This window comes from Mesorhizobium sp. J428 (genome assembly GCF_024699925.1).
Taxonomy (GTDB): Bacteria; Pseudomonadota; Alphaproteobacteria; order Rhizobiales; family Rhizobiaceae; genus Mesorhizobium_A.
Window position 1 is genome coordinate 4,729,198 of record NZ_JAJOMX010000001.1, and the last position, 18,332, is coordinate 4,747,529.

An 18,332-nucleotide genomic window follows, 5' to 3' on the forward strand; every position below is an offset into this window, starting at 1 on the left:
AGGCAGGGACATGCGCAGGATCGAGACCGTCGCGGAACTGGAGGCTCTTTACGGCTTTCCGGGCGAGACGTCGCTGGTCAAGGAACTCGACCACATCATCCCCGAATACGCCGCCTTCATCGAGGCCTCGCCCTTCGTGGCGCTCGCGAGTGCGGGGCCGGAGGGGCTGGACTGCTCGCCGCGCGGCGATCTCGCAGGTTTTGTCCGCATCCGCGATCCGCGGACGCTGATGATGCCGGACCGGCGCGGCAACAACCGCGCGGATTCGCTTAAGAACATCATCAGAGACGGCCGCGTCGGGCTTCTGTTCCTCGTTCCCGGCTCGGGCACGACGCTCAGGGTCAATGGCGATGCCTATGTCACCGACGATGCCGAGCTCTGCGAGAGCTTCACCATAGAAGGCAAGGCGGCCCGCACCGTCACCGTGATCCAGGTCCGCTCGGTCTATTTCCAGTGTGCGCGGGCGATCCATCGCTCGGAGCTGTGGAATCCGGCGCGGCATGTCGATCCGAAATCGCTGCCGACGCCCGGAAAGATCCTCGAGGTGACGAGCCGCGCGGCAATCGACGGCGCAGCCTATGACGCCGAGTGGCCCGAGCGGGCGAAGAAATCGATGTGGTGAGGCGGTTTCGCGCGTGCATGCACTGCGCTAACCAGTTCTCATGAAGACACCGATCGTCTACGCGTTTGCCGCCTTTGCCGAGATCGCCGGCTGCTATGCCTTCTGGGCGTGGCTGAGGCTGGACAGGTCTCCGCTGTGGCTGGCGCCGGGGCTGGTGTCGCTCGCCGCCTTCGCCTGGCTCTTGACCTTCGTCCCGTCCGAAGCGGCGGGGAGGGCGTTCGCGGCCTATGGCGGCGTCTACATCGCCGCATCGCTCGCCTGGCTGTGGGCAGTGGAGAAGACGGCGCCGGACCGCTACGACCTCGCAGGCGCCGCGCTGTGCATTGCGGGCGCTGCCGTGATCATCGGCGGACCGCGCTGATCATTCGTCCTTCAGCATTTCGGAGATCTTGCGCATCGTATCGCCCATCGCGTCGCATTGCGCCGGTGTCGAGCTCGCCATGACGCGGTCGATCAGCGCCGTATAGGCCTTCAACGCCTTGAGCAGGACGTCCTCGCCCTTCTCGGTCAGGTAGAGCCGCAGCACACGCTTGTCCTTGGCGTCGCCCTCGCGGCGGATGAGGCCCTGTCTCTCCATCTGCGGCATCAGCATCGTCACGTTTGAACGACCGACGAGCAGCTTGCGCGCAATGTCGTGCTGGGACGTGCCCGGATGACGGTAGAGATTCATCAGCAGGTCGAGCTGGGCGATCTTCAGGTCGAAGGGCTGCAGCGCCTTGGTGAGCGCGCGCACGATCGCCTTCTCGGCCTGCACCACGGCGATCCAGTTGCGGAATCGCGGATTGTCCCAGGGGAGGTCTTGCATTTTGTTCATGCTTGAACGATAATGTTCATGTTTGAACGAATCCAATGGAGAGCCATTGTGGCATCATTCGGGTTGAGAATCATCCGTACCCTGTTTGGCATGGTCGATCCGATCGCGCCACGTCTTGCGGGCCGCGTCGCCTTCGAGGTGTTCTGCCGCACCGCCGATCCTCGCAGACCTTCGGCCGCGGAAGAGCGGGTCCTGGAGCGCAGCCGCGATTTCATGCAGGAGGCACGCCTGCATCGGCTGACCGTCGATGGCGGTCGCGTGGCTGCGCACGAATTCCGGCCGGCTTCCGGCCGCTGGTCCGCGACGGTCCTCGTCATCCACGGCTGGAAATCGCGCACCGAACACATGCGGGCGGTAATCGACGGCTTCAGAAACGCCGGGGTGCGGGCGATCGCCCTCGACCTTCCCGGCCACGGCGCCTCGTCCGGGCGCCGCCTCAACATGGCGATCGCAGTGTCGGCGGTGCGGGCGGCCGATCTGTGGTTCGGGCCGTTCGACGCGATGGTCGGCCATTCCTTCGGCGGCGCGGTCGCGGTCAACGCGGCCGTGGGCTCCATCACCGGTGTGGAGAAAGTCAGCACCGACCGCTTGGTTCTGATCGCGGCGCCGAGCTCGCTGCCGATGATCTTTGCCGACTTCGGACGTTTCCTCAATCTCGGGCCACGCACGCAGACGGCGATCGCGGACATCGTCGAGAGGATCGCCGGGCAGCCGCTGGAGGCCTATGCCGGGCAATGCCCAGCTCGCCGAGCACCCGATCGAGGCGCTGGTGATGCACGCCGCCGACGACAAGGAGGTGTCTCCGCTCCATGCGGAAGGATATGCCAAGGCAGGTCCGCATGTCCGGCTCAGCTGGGTCAACGGGCTCGGCCACAGGCGCATCGTATCCGATCCGTCGGTCGTGGTGCAGGCGGTCGATTTCGCTCTCGGCGAGGCCGTCGATCTACCGGCGCCGAGGAGAGCCGCGACCCGCCACAAGGGCTGACTCAGGCTTTCTTCTCACCCCTCGCGACGGGCATGCCCGCGGCCATCTCTCCACCGTTCCGACCGTAGATGCCGTCACTCTTGTGATTGAGCGTCGGGCGGGTTGCCGTATCGAGGTGCGTAGGTCGGCTTCGGCCGTGAAAGTCATGGTACGTCAACGATTTGATGCGAAAAGGCCGGCCGGCGGGCAGCAACGTTTCGCCGCATTCCGCGTTCATTGTGGGTAACGGTCGTGAACATGATGGGAGTTGAGGACATGGCTCACGAGATCCAGCCCGACAATGCAAAGCCGGCGAAAGAGTGGAAGCCTCAGTGCTCCGAACTCAGCGCCGCCATGACGCGGCGTTTCCTGGCACGCCCGGCCCGGCAGGACCAGCTCTACCAGCTCATTCCGATCTGGAAGCAATGTTCGGAACGCACGACAGAGACAGCGCCGCGGAGCGACGTCTAGGACGCCCACGTAGACGCGCCTGACTGTGTGTGATCCGCATCACGTTTCATTGAGATCGTCACGGAGTAGGTTTTTTGCCGTCGTGTCGGCGGCGGTTACGGTTATACTGGCAGGGTGATTGCTTCGGCGGGCGGACGAGGACCCCGCAGACCGGAGCGTTCCTAATGCATGGCGGAGCAGGGAGAGGGATTTTGAGGGGACGAAACGGATCGATGCGCGTCCTGGCGGCGGGCGCCGCCATCGGCGTGTTCGTCGTGGCGCATGTGCAGCCGGCCGCGGCGCAGAACTTTTTCGACCGTCTGTTCGGCGGCGGCGTCCAGCGCCGCAGCGACTTCCCGCCACCGCCGCCGCCCCCCGAAAAGCGTCCCGCGAAGGCGATCGCGAAGATCTCGGCGCCTTCCTACTACACCTATAAGGTCGACTCGCTGGCCAAGGTGAAGGTTCCGCTGGCCGCAGCGCCTGCTGCTCTTCCTGAGCTGACTCTGGTGGTCGCTTCCGGCGTCCGCTTCTCGGAAGCCATGCCGCTGCTGGGCGACATGGATCTCGTCGCCGAGAAGGAGGTGGCCGACGCGATCGCGGCGCACTATGCGGCGCATCCAGATTTCGTCTGGATCTCCGGTTACGGCCTCAACAGCCGCGCCCAACAGGCGCTGCGCGTGCTTGCGGAAGCGTCCAGCCACGGTCTCGACCCGGCCGACTATTCGGTGGAGGTGCCGCGCGCCTCGTTCTCGATGGACGACATGGCGTCGCGCCAGCGCGAACTCGCCCGTTTCGAGCTTACGCTCTCGGCCAAGGTGCTCCGCTATGTCCGCGACGCCGCGCGCGGCCGCATCGATCCGAACCGGCTGTCGGGCTACCACGACTTCGCGCCCAAGCAGCTCGACCTTGCAGGTACCCTCGATAAGCTTTCGCGCACCTTCGACACGGCGGTGCTGCTGGAATCCTACCATCCCCAGAACGAGGAATACCGCCAGCTGCGCGCTGAGCTGGAATCGCTCTCCGCGCAGGAGGAGAACGACATCGTCGTCGATCCGAACCTGCTTTTGAAGCCGGGCGGCAAGAGCGCCGAACTGCCGAAGCTGATCGCCCTCATCGAGCGCAAGGCGACGCCGGACTTCGCCACGCGACACTCGGTGCTGCTGGCGCTCTCGCGCGAGAAGGAAGACTACACGCCCGACCTCGTGCCGCTGATCAAGGACGCGCAGGAGGAGCACGGGCTCAAGGGCGACGGCGTCATCGGCCCGCGCACCGTCCAGGCGCTTGCCGGCGTCTCGCGGTCGGACCGGATCGCCAAGGTCAAGGTCGCGCTCGAGCAGTTGCGCTGGTTGCCCTCCGACCTCGGCGCGCGCCGGGTCTTCATCAACCAGCCGGCATTCACGGCGACCTATTTCGAGAACAATGCCGAGAAGCTGTCGATGCGCGTCGTCATCGGCCGGCCGTCGAACCAGACCAGCTTCTTTCAGGACGTGATCGAGCAGATCGACTACAATCCCTATTGGGGCGTGCCGCAGTCGATCATCGTCAACGAGATGCTGCCGCGCCTGCGCGGCGATCCTGGTTATCTCGACCGGGCGGGCTACGAGGTCACCGACGCCAAGGGCAAGCGCATTCCATCCTCCGCGATCAACTGGGGCCAGTTCGGCGGCAAGGTGCCGTACAGCGTGCGACAGAGCCCGAGCGAGGCGAACGCGCTCGGCGAGCTCAAGATCCTCTTCCCGAACAAACACGCGATCTACATGCACGACACGCCGCAGAAGGCGTTGTTCGACCGTGAATCGCGCGCCTTCAGCCATGGCTGCGTCAGGCTGCACCAGCCGCGCGAGATGGCCGCCGCGCTGCTTGGCAAGGATATCGACTACGTCAAGACGAAGCTGGCCGCCGGGCATTCCTCGGAGAAGATCCCGGGCAACATTCCGGTCTACGTCGCCTATTTCACCGCGTGGCCGAACAAGGACGGCGTGGTCGAATACTTCCCCGATGTCTACAGCCGCGACGAGAAGGTTCTGACCGCGATCGAGAAGACCGAGGCGGTGCGGGTGCCGGCGAGCTGAGGATCAGGTTTCCGACAGGATCTTGTCGGCCGCGGCCTTCAGGATCTGCAGGGCTTCCGGGCGCGGCTCGCCGTAGACGAGATGCGGCCGGGTCGCGCGCCGGAACTCCTTGCCGCGAACGGTGCGATATTCGGCAAGATAGTCGCGCATCTCGTCAGGCATCTGCTCTTCGGGTCGATTTGTCATGATACCACCGTGGAACTGGTGGAACGTCGCCTCACCGAACAGGCAGACGATGCGCAGATCCGTCAGTTCGCAGACGCGGTTGTAGAAATCGAGATTGGCGAGGCCGCCGCCGCGGATGACGAAGCCCGCATCCATGCCGCCCAGCCTGTCCCAGGTCTCGCGCGGCATTGAGATGAGGTTGCTTTCGGCCAGCGGCTCCAGCCAGCCGCCGCCGCTCGACGGCGCGAGCGCCCCGATCTCGAACAGCCGATAGCCGTCCTGCGGCCAAGCGATCGACGCAAGCAGGCCGTCCTCGACGGTGCGGTCGTAGCCCCGCGTCATGGTGCGGAACTGCACGTCCGGGCCGAGATGCAGCGCGATAGTGGTCACCGCGGCCGGCCGGAATGCTTCGAGCGCCTCCAGCGTGCGTGCAACGATGCCAGGCGTCGCCATGCGAGCGCCGTCGATCATGGCGCCTATGTTCGGCGCGATCGCCAGCGAGGCGCCGTGGTTCACGGCGCCGACGGGCGAGGGCGCCGCATTGGCGATGTAGGTGTAGCGAAAGTTCGGGCCGATGGCCGCCACGGCTGCCGGGTCCAGCGGCTCCGTCGATCCGTTCTCGACCACGATCACCTCGTAGTCGCCGGCAGAGACGCCCTGCTGGTAGGCAGCGGACAGCGAATGAAGCGTGCGCGGCGCCTCGCGCCGCATGTTGTAGACGACCACGACTATCGACAGGCGGGGCGAAGCGGATGGAGGCGTCGTCATCGGGCCAACTCCTGCAGCCGCGCATAGGTGTCGGCGAGATGAGAGGGGAGGGCGCGGGCTTCCTCAACGGTCTGATGCCGCAGATTGTTGTCGTAGAAGCGGGCGGCGGCCTCGGGATCGGGCAGTCCGAGCGCGGCGGCGATCCGCGTCACCGCACTCAGATATGCGTCGCCATGCCGGTCATAGCTGATGAGGCGGACCGGGAAGCGGGCCGCCACCCGCACCAGCCGCTCGTTGTAGGCGCGCCACAATTCGAGGCCCTCGTCGATGGACAGGCTTGGATCGCGGCTGTTGAGCGACTGCGCCACGGCCAGCGGATGGCGGAAGCTCGCGGCGATTTCGACTGGCCCGAGCACGTTGAGCCATCCGTCGAGCGTGAGCAGCGTGCGCGGGTCCTTGAAGCCCCAGGCGCCTTGGCCGGCGATCGCGGCGGCGACTTCCGCGCCTTTCCGCATCTGCTCCGCGGACCAGACGACGTCCTGCGGCGGCTCGCGCCACGATCCGCCGTTCGATGCCAACACCTCGTCGTTCATATGCATCACGGCGAGGTTCTCGCGATTTCCCTTGGCGTTATACATCGCCTGGGTGTTGACCTCGCCCGAAATGAGCCCGGCGGCCTGCAGGCAGCCGGCCAGACAACTGGTGCCGGATCGATGCATGCCGAGGATCAGCATCGGCCTGCCGGGCAAGGGTTCGGTCATGGTTGGCTTCTCAATTCGGATTGCGGCGGAAGGTCGCCATCTTCGAGAACCATGAACGGTCCGGCTGCTGACATAGCAAAGCTCATAGTGCCCGCCGGTCTGTCAGCCAAGTTAGGATCTGCGCAAGAATGGCCTCCTGCCGATCGTTGAGGGGGCATGATGCCCTGCGCAACAGCCAGGTTCGCCTTGTTCCTGAGCAAAGCAGCATCGTGCTGTCTTGCGTAAAGAAGAAGACCGTTATGATCGGTATGGAGCACGTTTTGGACCACGGCGAGGAACTGCGAACGCTGCTGTTCCGTGAGGCCCTTGCCGTTCACCTGCCTCACGATTTCAACAACATCGTCCGAAACCGAGACATGAACTTTCTGAAGCGGCGCGAACGTCGGCAAAGTGGTAATTCCGGCCACTTTGATGAGGTCGCTCAGCCAGTCGCCCTCGTATTTCGAAACGACGACATCCGCAGCGCCGTATTTGACCGACAGATCGCTGGCCAGCCTGTCATAGTCTGCAAGCCGTCGTGTCCTCTCAAGCGCCGAAAACTCGTTCAAATTCAATGACGTTGCGTAGTTGAACCGAAGGATCGGCGGATTTAGTACAGCCTGCTTGTAGTATGATTTGAGAAAGAACTCCTTGTCGCGCACGACCAGGAAAATCCGAACGGCGAAGCCGTGAAGAGCTGTCCTGAATTCCTCGAGAGCCCCGTCCGAGAAATCGTAGAGATGGTTCGTAAGACCTTCCGTCGTGAGTACGACAGTCTGCTCCGTCGTGTTCTGGAGAGCTTCCCGCATCCGGTTCGCATGGCCCGAGAACAGATCCTCGACGATATACTGATGTTTTGGAGATATCGAACGCGAATCGGGAGGCGGGTAGGCGATGCCGTCAGCAAGGAAGTTCTCCCTGTTGCGATAGCACCAGTCCTGAAGTGCTGACGTGCCGGTCTTTGGAAGACCGACGTGAATCACGGCTTTTCGTGTCATTTGCCGTTCGATCTCATCTAAGCCAGTGCGGATTGAGGAACTTGTCGTAGTGCGGCGCCACAGAGTCCAGCCGTCTGATGACCGCCTTGGCCTCCTCTATCGAGGCGTTGAGATTTCTGACCGCGTCCGTCATCGAAGGATGCAGGCCGTTTGTCGTCAAATTCCTGTTCTCGTCGAAAGATTCGGGGAAGGACGGTATGTGCCCGGTCGTCAGGTGAAACGCACTCGGGCTCTGGAACTCCTTCATCGAATAAAGCGTCATGTTCAACTGTGGGGGAAAGAACTCAACGTCCTCGCCAAGCTGTTCCATGGCAAGCGCAAAGCCCACCTGATCCACATGAACATGCCAGCGTTCGAGGAGATCACGGTTCTCGATCAGCCATTTGGCCCACCGCCTCCAAGTCAAGGCAAGGCTCAAAGATCTGCCGGATGGCGCGGCGACGATACCGGCCGAGATGTTGTTGATGTGCGTCTCGCGCTCGTTCTCCGCGCCCGGGAAAAGGGATGATCCCGGCCGGTATTCCCCAACGCCGGCTCTGCTCAGTATCGACTTGAAGATGCGCGAAGGCGGGTTGCAGTGATTGTTAGGTCCTGCGCGGTATCGTAAGGCTTTCAGGTATACCGATACATCCGACACAAAATACAGATCGCAATCGGACACGATCACCCAGTCGGATTCGTGCTGATCGAAGAACGGCCCGATCTTGTTGCAATGCGGAGAGCCGTCAACGATTGGGGTACTGACTATGGTCGCGACGCCTTGCGTCCGAATCCATTCGATCAGATCAGCCGGCAAATCGCCGAACGTATATACCTTGATCTGATCCCCGGCTTTCGCCGCGTATCTCGTTGCACAGATGACCCAGAGAATGACCTCGACATACAGGCGCGGCTGCTGGTCAAGGGCGCAACAAAACGTGATGCTCTTCGAGTGCGACGTCCTCATGATACCAGCTGTCTACGACCGACCAATACGGTCGACGTAGACAGTTACTGCGGCTTTCTCAACCGTTCTATCTCGGCCGTCAGCTGGTCCTGGGTCGATTTAAGCTGCGAAATGTAGATGTGAGCTTTCTCGAGCTCGTGCAGAATCCCCTCGACCTTGCGCGTCAAATCCATGGGTTCTCCCTCCGGCGTCGATCCGACGGCGGGGAGATACTTCTGCGAGAACATGAACTCCTTCTGTTCCTCGATCGACGGAATCTCGAAATCCGGCTCGAAGACACGATCGCAGCCGACACTACAGCTTCCGCTGGTGGTGATCGAACCCGGAATAATCAGGTTGCCCGCGCTCGTCAGGCGGAATTGATTGATCCCGAGCCCGTCATAGGTAATTCGAAACTCGTTGGTATTCGTGTTGAAGTTCAGTCGGACTGGATTGGGTTGCGAACCTGAGTCGAGGCGAATTGCGACGGGGCCCGTAGTTCGCCTGATGTGGAGCGTATCTGCCGGGCTGCCCGTGCCTAAGCCCACGTTTCCGGTCGCAGCGATGTCGATCGAACTCGTCGGCGCACCGGGACGGATGCGGAACGGCAGCCTGCTGCCCGTGGTCACGTCGCGAACGAAGAAATTCGCCTCGTTGCCGGCGACGTCCCAGGTCTGCGCCGTGAAGCCGCCGGCGTTGGTCTGCTCCAGGCGCATTGCGGGCGTATTGCTCGTCGTCACATGAAGGTCAAGCACGGGTGTAGCCGTCCGGAAGCCGACGCGGCCCGTCGAGTCGACGAACACGGAGTTCGCCGGTGCCCCGGCAGTGAATGTTGCAATTCGCTGGCCGGAAGTGAAGTCCAGAATGCCGAGGAAATTGGCGCCGCCGCTTGCGCTGTCGTTCGCAACGATCTGCCAGTCATTCGCCGGAAATGCACCTACCGAGGTGTCGTCGAATTCGATCCGGGTATTGTTCTCTTTCAGCCGTATTGTAGCGAAGCCGAAGCTTTCGTTGTTCACGCAGTCGAAACCGGCGCAGATGCTGCCCTGAACGATCAGGTCGTCCGGGATCACTTGGTCCGCGCGCGCGGCGGAACTTGTTGCGAGTGCGATGGCCAGAGCGGCGGTGCCGGCTGCAAGATCATATCTCTTCATGATGGTTCTTCCCCGGCCCGGTTTACCGCGCCGTCCCTTCCGTCATGTTGGACGTGTCAACGATCCGGCCGCCCTTGACCAGGAATGATCCGGACATCGCCGCCGGGACATGCACCGACATTTCGCCGCGCATGTTCACCTGGCTCGCCGGAATGTCGCGCCCGTCCGCGCCATCGGCCTTGACGGCCTTGGTCTTCGGCGAAGCCGCCGTGATCTGGTAGGTGTAGACGCCGTCGCCCATCGCATTCTGGCCGGAGATGTCGATCACCGGCGAGCCCTGCTTGGCGGATGCGGTGAGAACCCTGCCATCAGGACCCGCGACCGACAGAGTCGCATTGAAATAACCTGCGGGCAGGACGAAGCTGACCTTGGTTCCGGCCGAGGCACTGCGCGCGCTCATGACCTCGTCCGCAAGCGCCGGTATGGCAAGACACGCCGCCACCGCCGCCAAGGCTGCAACGCGAATGGAATGTCTCATGACCTCCCCCATCTTCGCCGACATGACGCACAAGCAGCGTCGAATCCCGATCCGAACCTAACCCCACGTAAAATTAGCACTGCACGGGCATGCCGTTCAAGCGCGAGATGCACGATTTCTCGGTATCCGGACACACGTCCGGAGAGCGCAATTAAACGCGCGCGACAGCCCGCGCGACCGTTGTGTCGTTGCGTAAGCTTGGATAGCATTTGCGCGCAGGAAGACCAAGCCGTTGGGGGGCAGGATGGGCTCGTTCGTTATCCGGCCGTATGAGAAGCGCTTCGTCCTGAGCCTGATACTGGTCGCGCTGCTCGCGATCCAGTTCTGGACCCAGTCGCGCTACCCCTCGCTGAACGAGAAAGCGATGATGAGCGGTGCGATCCAGCTCGAGGATCCGCTGAGCTTTGAGGCAAAATATCCGCTGAAGCCTGAATACACCACCATGCAGCGGATCGGCTATTCGACGCTGAACTGGATCGAGACCAATCGCAAGGGAATGACCTTCGGCATCCTGTTCGGCGCCGCCTTCCTCACCCTGATGGGCTATGTGCGCCAACATTCTTTCAAGGGCCGCTTCGCTAACTCTCTGCTCGGCATGGGAGTGGGCGCGCCGCTCGGCGTGTGCGTCAACTGCGCGGCGCCCATCGCCAAGGCGCTCTATTCCGGAGGGGCGCGCGCCGAGGCGACGCTGTCTGCCATGATCGCCTCGCCGACGCTCAACGTCGTCGTGCTGACGATGATCTTTTCGCTGATGCCCTTCTATGTCGGCGTGCTGAAGGTGGCTCTGAGCATCTTCGTGATCCTCGTGGCGGTGCCCGTCATCTGCCGCTTCCTGCCGGAGAACCAGCTCAAGGTGTCGTCTGCGCCGGAGAAATTCCTGCGCATGCCCAAGCCTGCTCAAGCGGGAACGACCGAGAACCTCTTCCAGTCGATATGGCGTTTCGCCTGGGATTTCGCGAAGAGCCTGTGGTTCATCGTCTCCCGCACGCTGCCGCTGATGCTGCTGGCCGGCTTCCTCGGCGCGGTGGTGGCGACTCTCGTGCCGCCGGAAACCTTCTCCGGCCTCAGCTTCGGCTTCGTCACCGTCTTCCTCGCCGCGCTGCTCGGCACCTTCCTGCCGGTGCCGATCGGCTTCGACGTCGTCGTGTCGGGCGCGTTGCTCGGCGGCGGCATGGATGTCGGCCTGGTGATGACGCTGCTGTTCACGCTGGGTATCTTTTCGGTCTACTCCTTCTTCATCGTCGCCGGCGCGATCTCGCTCCGCGCCGCCTCGCTGCTCGCGGGCACCATCGTCGCCATCGGCACGCTGGCCGGAATAGGGGTTCACTACTACCATCACTATCTCCAGAGCCGGGCACTGGAGATCCTCACCTCCTTCGAGATCCGTCTCGTCTCCTCGGCACAGGCCGCGGAGCCCGAAGAGGTGCGCAGCCTCGCAGACGGCGCCAACACGATCACCGTCTCGCGCCGCGCCTTCGAGCCGCGCTCGGCCCCGAGCGAAAAGCGTTTCGCCAAGACGGAAGCGTGGAAGCTCGGCATCGACCAGCCGGTCGAGTTCTCCTTCGGCGACATGTGGCCGCCCTTCTGGGAGGGGCGGGGCATTACTGCCGGCGACTGGGACAATGACGGCTGGCAGGACATCGCCATCGCGTCCACTCTCGCGGGAGTCCATTTCTACCGGAATGCCGGCGGAACATTCGAAAAGGCCGCCTTCGACATCGGCGAGATCGCCAAGATGCCGGTCTTCAACGTCGCCTTCGTTGACATGGACAATGACGGCTGGCTCGACCTGTTCTTCACCACGTTCCGGCAAGGCAACTATGTGCTGCGCAACACGGGTGGATCGTTCGCGGCGGCAAACCTGTCGCAGGTCGCAAACCGCGACGACGCCGTCCTGACGCTCGCGGCCAGCTTCGGCGACGTCGACCGAGACGGCTATCTTGACGTCGCCCTGGGCAATTGGGCGGCGGGCTGGTATCGACGCATCCCCGGTACCGAGGCGACGAACCGCGTCGTCTTCAACAAGGGCGGTGTGCTGGACGGTTCCGCCTTCTCGGAGCTTGCCGGCCCGCCGGGCGAGACGCTTTCGATCCTGCTCACCGACTTGAACCTCGACGGCAAACTTGATCTTCTCGAGGGCAACGACTTCGAGATGCCCGATATCTTTTCTCTCGGCGACGGCACCGGCGCGTTCAGGCCGATCCGCCGCCAGGATAATGTCATCCCGATGACGACGCAGACGACCATGGCGTTCAAGACCGCCGACCTCGCCAATACCGGCCGGCAGGACATTTATGTCGGCCAGATCGCCGGGCGCTCGTCGGGCATTGCTACCAAGCTCAGGACCCAGCCGCTTGAACTCTACTGCGCCGGCATCGGGCGCGAGAGCGACAAGGCGATCTGCCGGAAGAACATGGCGATCAAGGAGTGGTACAAGTCCGGCCACAGTTTCGACCCGTCCAATGCCTCGCGCTGTGCCCAATTGGACGAACCGGACCGCTCGGAATGCCGGGCGATGCTGGTGAAGGACCTTGCCATCCAGAGCAAGGATCCCTCGATATGCGACCTTATTGCCATGGCGCAGGTGAGGGCGCGCCAGCTTTGCGAAATCCATTTCCGGCCGATCCGGCAGCCGGTGCAGGCCGAGTTCGACGAAGCGATCCCGCAGATCCAGCGCCGCAACGTGCTCCTGTCGCCAAAGGCCGACGGCACGTACGAGGAGCACGCCGTGCCGGCCGGCGTCGAGATCGGGGGGTGGACCTGGGACGTGAAGGTCGAGGATGTGGACAATGACGGCTGGAAGGACATCTATGTGCTGAACGGCACGTGGATCCCGAACGAGATCAGTCCGTCGAAGATCCTCTTCGTCAACGACGGCACCGGGAAGTTCAAGGAGGAGACGGTCGCCGCCGGCATGGAGGATTACCTGATCACCGCCGCCGCAGTGGCGATCGATCTCGACAATGATGGCGACCAGGACTTCATCACCGTGCCGGTGAACGGCCCGCCGATGGCCTATATCAACGGTTCGGCCGAGGGCAATTCGATCGCCTTCGAATTCCGCGACAGCGTCGGCAATCGCTACGGCATCGGCAACCGCATCGAGATCGGCACGGCCGACGGCCTGACCCAGATGCGCGAATTGCAGAGCGGCGGCGGCTTCATGTCGTTCGACGCGCCGGTGCTGCATTTCGGCGCCGGCGAGGCCCGGCGCATCGAAAGCGCGAAAGTCCACTGGTCCACGGGCGAGACGACGGTGCTCGACGGCGGTCTCCACACCGGCGCGCTCTATCGCATCGCCCGCGAGGGGACGGCGACGCGCTGAGACCTCCTGGCGGTGAAACAGTTTGCGATGCCGGCATGGATCGTCTGGCCGTGAGCGGATATAGCCGGTGTGGTGAGCCGCAACCCGGCTCGAGAGGAACCGAATGAAGTCCATCCGAAGCGCCGTCGGCGTCGCATTGCTCGTCCTGACCGCCGTCGCGCTGCCGTTCCCGGTGCTGGCGCAGCAGGCTGCCGTGTCTCAGGCTGCGCCGACTATGGCGGACTCGGAAGCCGCTTACGCGGCTGGCGACTACGACAAGGCGATCCAGATCGTGCGCGTGCTCGCGGAAGCCGGCGATGCGCTTGCCCAGTATCGGCTGGGCTACATGACCGCGCTTGGGCAGGGCACCGAAAAGGACCTGAACGCGGCGGCCGGCTGGTTCCGCAAGGCGGCCGATCAGGGCGAGCCGGCCGCGCTGCTGCAACTCGGTGTCTTCCATATTCAGGGATCGGGCGTCGAGCGAAGCGAGACCGAGGCGGCGCGCCTGTTCAAACTCGCCGCGGAGAAGGGGAACACCTTGGCGCAGCTCTATGTCGGCCAGATGTATCTCGTCGGCGCGGGCATCGAGAAGAACGAGGTCGCAGGGCTGACATGGATCATGTCGGCCGCCCGTGCGGGCAATGCGGAGGCCCAGTTCAAGCTCGGCACGATCTACGCCACTGGCGAGGGCGCCACGAAGGACGCGAAGGAAGCGCGCAAATGGTTCGAGCTCGCCGCCGAGAGCGGGCTCGCCAGCGCCCAGTACACGCTGGCGGGCAATCTGATGGCGGGCACCGGCATCGAGAAGGACAAGGCGAAGGCGCGCGAATGGTATCGCAAGGCCGCCGAACAGGGCATGCCGGCAGCGCAGCGCGACCTCGGCGCGATCTATCTCGCCGGCATCGACGGCAAGCCCGACTACGCGCTTGCCTATGAATGGACCAGGAAGGCCGCGGATGCCGGCGACGCGGGCGCGCTGAGCAATCTCGGCTACATGTATTATTCCGGCAAGGGCGTTCCGCAGGACGACCAGCGCGCGGCGGAGGCCTACGGCAAGGCGGCCGAAAAGGGGCTGGCTCGATCCGCCACGGCACTCGGCGCGCTCTACGAGGCGGGCAGAGGCGTGGAGAAGAGCGATGAGAAGGCGGCGGAGTGGTACGCAAGGGTGCGCTCGGCGGGGACCGCAACGCGCTCGCCAGGCTCGTCGCGCTGATCGTCGGCGAACGGGCCAGACTCCAGGAGGCAGACGCCGCGCTGTGGGTCGCGCTCGCGGCAAAGGGCGGCGACGCGGCGGCGCGCTCATGGCTGGAAGCCAAGGCCGGCGGCTCGGCCGCGGCAAAATCGAGGCTGGCGGAACTCGTCGACTCGGAGACCAAGGACGCCGCCGGCGATGCGCGGGCGGTCGCGCTCTATCTCGAGGCGGCCGGAGCTGGAGACGGTCTGGCGCAACTGGCGCTCGCCAGGAAGTATGCGGCCGGCGAAGGGGTGGACCAGGATTATGTCGCCGCGCACCAGTGGGCCAACATCGCCGCGACCGACGGCAACGAGGATGCCGTCAAGCTGCGCGATAATCTGTCGAAGCTGATGACGCGCGAGCAGATCGCGGACGCGCAGAAAAAGGCACGGGAATGGACCGCCAAGGCGCGCGACGGCGGCTGAGGCGGGCAGGGCCGTTCGCGGCGGCCGTGCTCCTGCTTGCCTTGGTCACAGCATTTCCCGCCCGCGCGGAAACGGTCGAGCGCGCGGCGGCCCTCCTCGACGCCGGCGAGGTGATGGCGGCGATACGGATCATCGAGCCGCTCGCGAAAGCGGGCGATGCCTCCGCCGAATATCTGCTCGGCAGGACCCATCTCGACGGGATCGGCGTGCCGCAGGATTTTACCACGGCGGCCCGGTGGATCGCGAGAGCCGCCGAGAAGGACGACGCCCGCGCCCAGAACCTGCTCGGCCGCCTCCATGCGCAGGGCCTGGGGGTGGAACGGGATACTGCGGCCGCCGCGCGCTGGATGAGGCGCGCGGCGGAAAAGGGCGATCCAGTCCACCAATACGATCTCGGCATCCTTCTCGACGATGCGGGCATGGGCGCGCAGGACAGGCAGGAGGCCGTACGCTGGTTCGAAGCCGCGGCTGCGCAAGGTCATGCGCCCGCGAAGACCAGCCTCGGCCTCGCCTATCAGCAGGGCGCAGGCGTCCCGAAGGACTTGGCCCAGGCGGCACGGCTCTTCGGCGAAGCGGCCGATGCTGGCGATGCGCGCGCCCGCAACAATCTCGGCCTGATGCTTGCCCGTGGCGAGGGCGTGCCGCAGGATTATGAGGAGGCCGTCGAACTCTTCCGCAAGGCGGCTGCGCAGGGCCAGTCCCAGGCGATGTACAATCTTGGCGTCATGTACGAAAACGGTTTCGGCATCGACCGCGACGAGGCGAAAGCCAGGGAGCTTTACGCGCAGGCCGGACGCACCGGTGGCGACAGCGCCACCGACGCCGTATCGGAGAGCGGATTGCTTTATGACGCGCGGCTCCAGCCGCTCGACATGACGAAAGCACGCGCCGAAGATTTCGCCGCGGCGGCCGGAAGCGGCGACCCGATCGCGATGTTCCTGGTGGGCTATGTCGAGGCAATGGACGAGACACAGGGGGGCGGCGCGGGTCGGGCAGCTGGATGGTTCGAAAAGGCCGCCGGACTGGGTCTGCCGGCGGCGATGGCCAATCTCGGCCTTCTCCACATCCGCGGCCGCGGCGTGCCGCAGGATTACGTGGTCGGATATATGTGGCTCAACCTCGCCGCCGCCGCCGGGCTTGCCGAGGCAGCCATGCTGCGCGACCGCGTCGGCGCCACCATGACACCGGCACAGCTCGCCGAAGCGCGCGAACTCGTCGAGAGCAGATGGCAGGCGATCCGCAAGTAGCGGTCGCGGACCTCAGTTCACCTTGCAGCCCAGACGCTTTTCCTGCCGCCGGATCTGGTCGATCCGCCGCTGCTCGGCCTTCGTGAAGCTCGGATCGTTGGTGTAGCAGTCGCTGTTGTCGAACACCCGTTTGCCGAGCGCCGTCCTGAAGCAATAGCCGTTGTCGTCATAGATCGCGTTGCGCTCGTACCAGAGATCGTAGCAGCTGTCCGCGAAGGCGCTCTGCGCGGTGAAGACAAGCAGCGATGTTGCCAGCAGATGAAGTGAAAGTCTGCGCATGGATGAATCCCCAAGCCGAAATCGATGGCGCCCCGGGGGCAACATCTGCGCCGTCCGGGCGGTCCTCGTCAATCGTGATCGGAGGCCGTGCTCCTCACCGGTTCACTGCGTCAGCGACAGCTGGGCGATGGCGTTGCCGATCTTCTGGAATGCGACCTTGAGCTGGCTGACATTGCTGGTCGGGTAGTAGTTCGACGGGCTCGACGCGCAGGCGGAGTAGAGCGTTCGGTTGGCGGCGGTGTCGGCGCCCAGAAGCACGGTGAAGATTTGCACGTCCTGGTTCTTCAGCGCGGTGCACATCGACGAGGTCCAGGTGTTGACGTTTGTTAGCGCCGTCGAGCGGTTGGTGGTGCCGAAGCGGCCGGAATCGAGGAAGCTGTAGGCACCGTAGTCCGACGTGTTGAAGCTCTGGCTGCTTGCCCCGAACACCGTGTTCTCGCCATCGGTGAACACCACGACGACCTTCGACACGCTTTCCTGCTTGAACGGTTTCCCCTGCGTGTAGGGCTCGCTGGGAGAGAGCACGCGCATGCCCCAGGCCAAACCCTCCGAGACGTTCGTATGCCGCCGCCTTCCCAGTAGGTCATTGCGCTGATGGAAGCCTTGAGCTTGGTGAAATCGTCGGTCAACGGGGTGATCGGCGTAGCGCAGGCATAGTTGGGGCCGGTGCTGCGCGGCGGCTTGTCCTCGATATAGCGTGCGGTCGCAGCCGAGAGGTAGCGCGCCACGTCCTTCACCTTCGACTTGTCGGACGAGGTGAAGCTGTCCGCGAGGTAGGAGTTGTTCCAGGCGCTCGAAGAGTTCGGCGACTTGGCGGCGGCACCCGGATTGTCCGGCGCGAAGGACGGCACGAAGAGCGTCGCTGGCGTTTTGGGGTCGGGTGCGGTGTCGTCGAGATTGTAGGGCGCCGGCCTCGCCTCGACGCAGCCCTTCCAGTCCACCTTCAGGTGCTTGAACAGGTCGAGATGGTTGTAGTTCTTGTTGCCGTTCTTGTCGAAATTGGCGCCGTTGTAGGGAGCCTTGCCATTCACGTCGATCCAGCTCTCGCTGTATCCTTCGCCTTTCACGTTGACCTGCGCGACGAAGGGGACGAGGGCAGCCCGCACCTTGCGATTCGAGGAGCTCGCATTCTCCAGGATATTGACGAGATCGGTGGCGGCGGAGCGCAGGGCGGCCATGTTCGTGGCGCCCATCGAGCCGGTGTTGTCGAGGACCAGCGCCACTTCGAGCTCGTTGGTCGACTCATATGCGGAGGCGTTGACGGACAGGCGCTGGACGGGGCCGCGCAGCAGCATGAGCTTGACATCGGCCGTCAGCGTCGCATCCGTGCGGATGTAATTGAGGCCCTTGTCGACGCTCAGATCTCCGTCGGCGTTCTCGATGCTGTTCATATTGGCGAGGTTGGCCGCGAGGAAGGCCTGAAACAGGTCGTCCCGTGCTTCGCTCGTATCGTCCAGCCGGGATGCGGCGAGCACGGCTGCGTCAAGCGCCGACTGCATGTGCGAGCGCGCGCTGGCCAGCGTGGTGATGTCGATGGCGAGCCCGATGGCGCCAAGGAACACCGGCGCGGCAAGCGCGAACATCATGCCGAAATTGCCACGCTCGGATGCGAGAAAGCGATAGAAGATCATGAGTGCCCCAACCCATTGGTCGGGCGAAAATCGCAGAGAAACCTCAATAACGGGTTCACGGCCGCGCACTGCGCTCGACTCGCCCGCGTAGCGTGCCAAAAATGCTGCTGCGCCTTCAAACG

Annotated in this window: 19 protein-coding genes and 1 pseudogene; 10 read left to right on the forward strand and 10 right to left on the reverse strand. The window is 63.9% G+C overall.

Going from position 1 to position 18,332, the window contains the following annotated elements; translation table 11 throughout:
* Positions 1–10: 10 nt before the first annotated feature.
* Both LRS09_RS23770 and LRS09_RS23775 read left to right on the forward strand, forming a co-directional pair.
* A complete protein-coding gene (locus LRS09_RS23770) occupies positions 11–622 on the forward strand; it encodes a pyridoxamine 5'-phosphate oxidase family protein (RefSeq protein WP_257809490.1) in 612 nt (203 codons plus the stop codon).
* A gap of 40 nt (positions 623–662) precedes the next feature.
* Entirely contained in the window at positions 663–983 is a 321-nt protein-coding gene (locus LRS09_RS23775; protein WP_257809491.1) for a YnfA family protein, read from the forward strand.
* Here the strand turns inward: LRS09_RS23775 and LRS09_RS23780 are convergent, their stop codons facing one another.
* A complete protein-coding gene (locus tag LRS09_RS23780; protein WP_257809492.1) occupies positions 984–1,436 on the reverse strand; it encodes a MarR family winged helix-turn-helix transcriptional regulator in 453 nt (150 codons plus the stop codon).
* A gap of 345 nt (positions 1,437–1,781) precedes the next feature.
* Between LRS09_RS23780 and LRS09_RS30115 the strand changes: the two are divergent.
* From LRS09_RS30115 to LRS09_RS23795, 4 genes and pseudogenes are all read left to right on the forward strand, one after another.
* Positions 1,782–2,051: pseudogene (locus tag LRS09_RS30115) on the forward strand (alpha/beta fold hydrolase); the annotation flags it as partial.
* A gap of 109 nt (positions 2,052–2,160) precedes the next feature.
* Positions 2,161–2,421 carry a hypothetical protein gene (locus LRS09_RS30120; RefSeq protein ID WP_308240376.1) on the forward strand — a complete coding sequence of 87 codons (261 nt, stop codon included), beginning with the start codon at positions 2,161–2,163 and terminating at the stop codon, positions 2,419–2,421.
* Positions 2,422–2,676: 255 nt separating this feature from the next.
* A complete protein-coding gene (locus tag LRS09_RS23790; RefSeq protein ID WP_257809493.1) occupies positions 2,677–2,871 on the forward strand; it encodes a hypothetical protein in 195 nt (64 codons plus the stop codon).
* A gap of 212 nt (positions 2,872–3,083) precedes the next feature.
* On the forward strand, positions 3,084–4,922 hold the full coding sequence (locus LRS09_RS23795) for a murein L,D-transpeptidase (protein WP_257809494.1): 1,839 nt from the start codon (positions 3,084–3,086) through the stop codon (positions 4,920–4,922).
* A 3-nt stretch (positions 4,923–4,925) separates the two neighbouring features.
* On the opposite strand, the gene LRS09_RS23800 is transcribed toward LRS09_RS23795, so the two are convergent.
* The 6 genes from LRS09_RS23800 to LRS09_RS23825 form a co-directional block, all read right to left on the reverse strand.
* Entirely contained in the window at positions 4,926–5,855 is a 930-nt protein-coding gene (locus LRS09_RS23800) for a glycosyltransferase family 2 protein (RefSeq protein WP_257809495.1), read from the reverse strand.
* On the reverse strand, positions 5,852–6,556 hold the full coding sequence (locus LRS09_RS23805) for a hypothetical protein (RefSeq protein ID WP_257809496.1): 705 nt from the start codon (positions 6,554–6,556) through the stop codon (positions 5,852–5,854). The genes LRS09_RS23800 and LRS09_RS23805 overlap by 4 nt, the downstream gene beginning before the upstream one ends.
* Positions 6,553–7,533: a hypothetical protein gene (locus LRS09_RS23810; RefSeq protein ID WP_257809497.1), complete on the reverse strand. Its 981-nt coding sequence runs from the start codon at positions 7,531–7,533 to the stop codon at positions 6,553–6,555. The genes LRS09_RS23805 and LRS09_RS23810 overlap by 4 nt, the downstream gene beginning before the upstream one ends.
* 13 nt (positions 7,534–7,546) lie before the next feature.
* On the reverse strand, positions 7,547–8,479 hold the full coding sequence (locus tag LRS09_RS23815) for a hypothetical protein (protein WP_257809498.1): 933 nt from the start codon (positions 8,477–8,479) through the stop codon (positions 7,547–7,549).
* A 44-nt stretch (positions 8,480–8,523) separates the two neighbouring features.
* Complete coding sequence (locus tag LRS09_RS23820; protein WP_257809499.1) at positions 8,524–9,531, reverse strand: hypothetical protein; 1,008 nt, start codon at positions 9,529–9,531, stop codon at positions 8,524–8,526.
* A gap of 103 nt (positions 9,532–9,634) precedes the next feature.
* Positions 9,635–10,090, reverse strand: coding sequence for a hypothetical protein (locus tag LRS09_RS23825; RefSeq protein WP_257809500.1), 456 nt, complete (start codon positions 10,088–10,090; stop codon positions 9,635–9,637).
* A 244-nt stretch (positions 10,091–10,334) separates the two neighbouring features.
* Here LRS09_RS23825 and LRS09_RS23830 point away from each other — a divergent pair, with 244 nt between their 5' ends.
* From LRS09_RS23830 to LRS09_RS23845, 4 genes are all read left to right on the forward strand, one after another.
* On the forward strand, positions 10,335–13,415 hold the full coding sequence (locus tag LRS09_RS23830; protein WP_257809501.1) for an FG-GAP-like repeat-containing protein: 3,081 nt from the start codon (positions 10,335–10,337) through the stop codon (positions 13,413–13,415).
* Between the two features lie 103 nt (positions 13,416–13,518).
* The gene (locus LRS09_RS23835; RefSeq protein WP_257809502.1) at positions 13,519–14,607 is read left to right on the forward strand and encodes a tetratricopeptide repeat protein; all 1,089 of its coding nucleotides are present in this window, start codon (positions 13,519–13,521) and stop codon (positions 14,605–14,607) included.
* The gene (locus tag LRS09_RS23840) at positions 14,547–15,053 is read left to right on the forward strand and encodes a hypothetical protein (protein WP_257809503.1); all 507 of its coding nucleotides are present in this window, start codon (positions 14,547–14,549) and stop codon (positions 15,051–15,053) included. The genes LRS09_RS23835 and LRS09_RS23840 overlap by 61 nt, the downstream gene beginning before the upstream one ends.
* Positions 15,023–16,300: a tetratricopeptide repeat protein gene (locus LRS09_RS23845; protein WP_257809504.1), complete on the forward strand. Its 1,278-nt coding sequence runs from the start codon at positions 15,023–15,025 to the stop codon at positions 16,298–16,300. The genes LRS09_RS23840 and LRS09_RS23845 overlap by 31 nt, the downstream gene beginning before the upstream one ends.
* A 12-nt stretch (positions 16,301–16,312) precedes the next feature.
* On the opposite strand, the gene LRS09_RS23850 is transcribed toward LRS09_RS23845, so the two are convergent.
* The 3 genes from LRS09_RS23850 to LRS09_RS23860 all read right to left on the reverse strand — a co-directional run bounded on the left by LRS09_RS23850 (position 16,313) and on the right by LRS09_RS23860 (position 18,210).
* A complete protein-coding gene (locus LRS09_RS23850; RefSeq protein WP_257809505.1) occupies positions 16,313–16,579 on the reverse strand; it encodes a YARHG domain-containing protein in 267 nt (88 codons plus the stop codon).
* A 102-nt stretch (positions 16,580–16,681) separates the two neighbouring features.
* Positions 16,682–16,879 (reverse strand): hypothetical protein, encoded by a 198-nt coding sequence (locus tag LRS09_RS23855; RefSeq protein ID WP_257809506.1) that lies wholly within the window; start codon positions 16,877–16,879, stop codon positions 16,682–16,684.
* 26 nt (positions 16,880–16,905) lie between these two features.
* Positions 16,906–18,210: a TadE/TadG family type IV pilus assembly protein gene (locus tag LRS09_RS23860; protein ID WP_257809507.1), complete on the reverse strand. Its 1,305-nt coding sequence runs from the start codon at positions 18,208–18,210 to the stop codon at positions 16,906–16,908.
* Positions 18,211–18,332 lie beyond the last annotated feature (122 nt).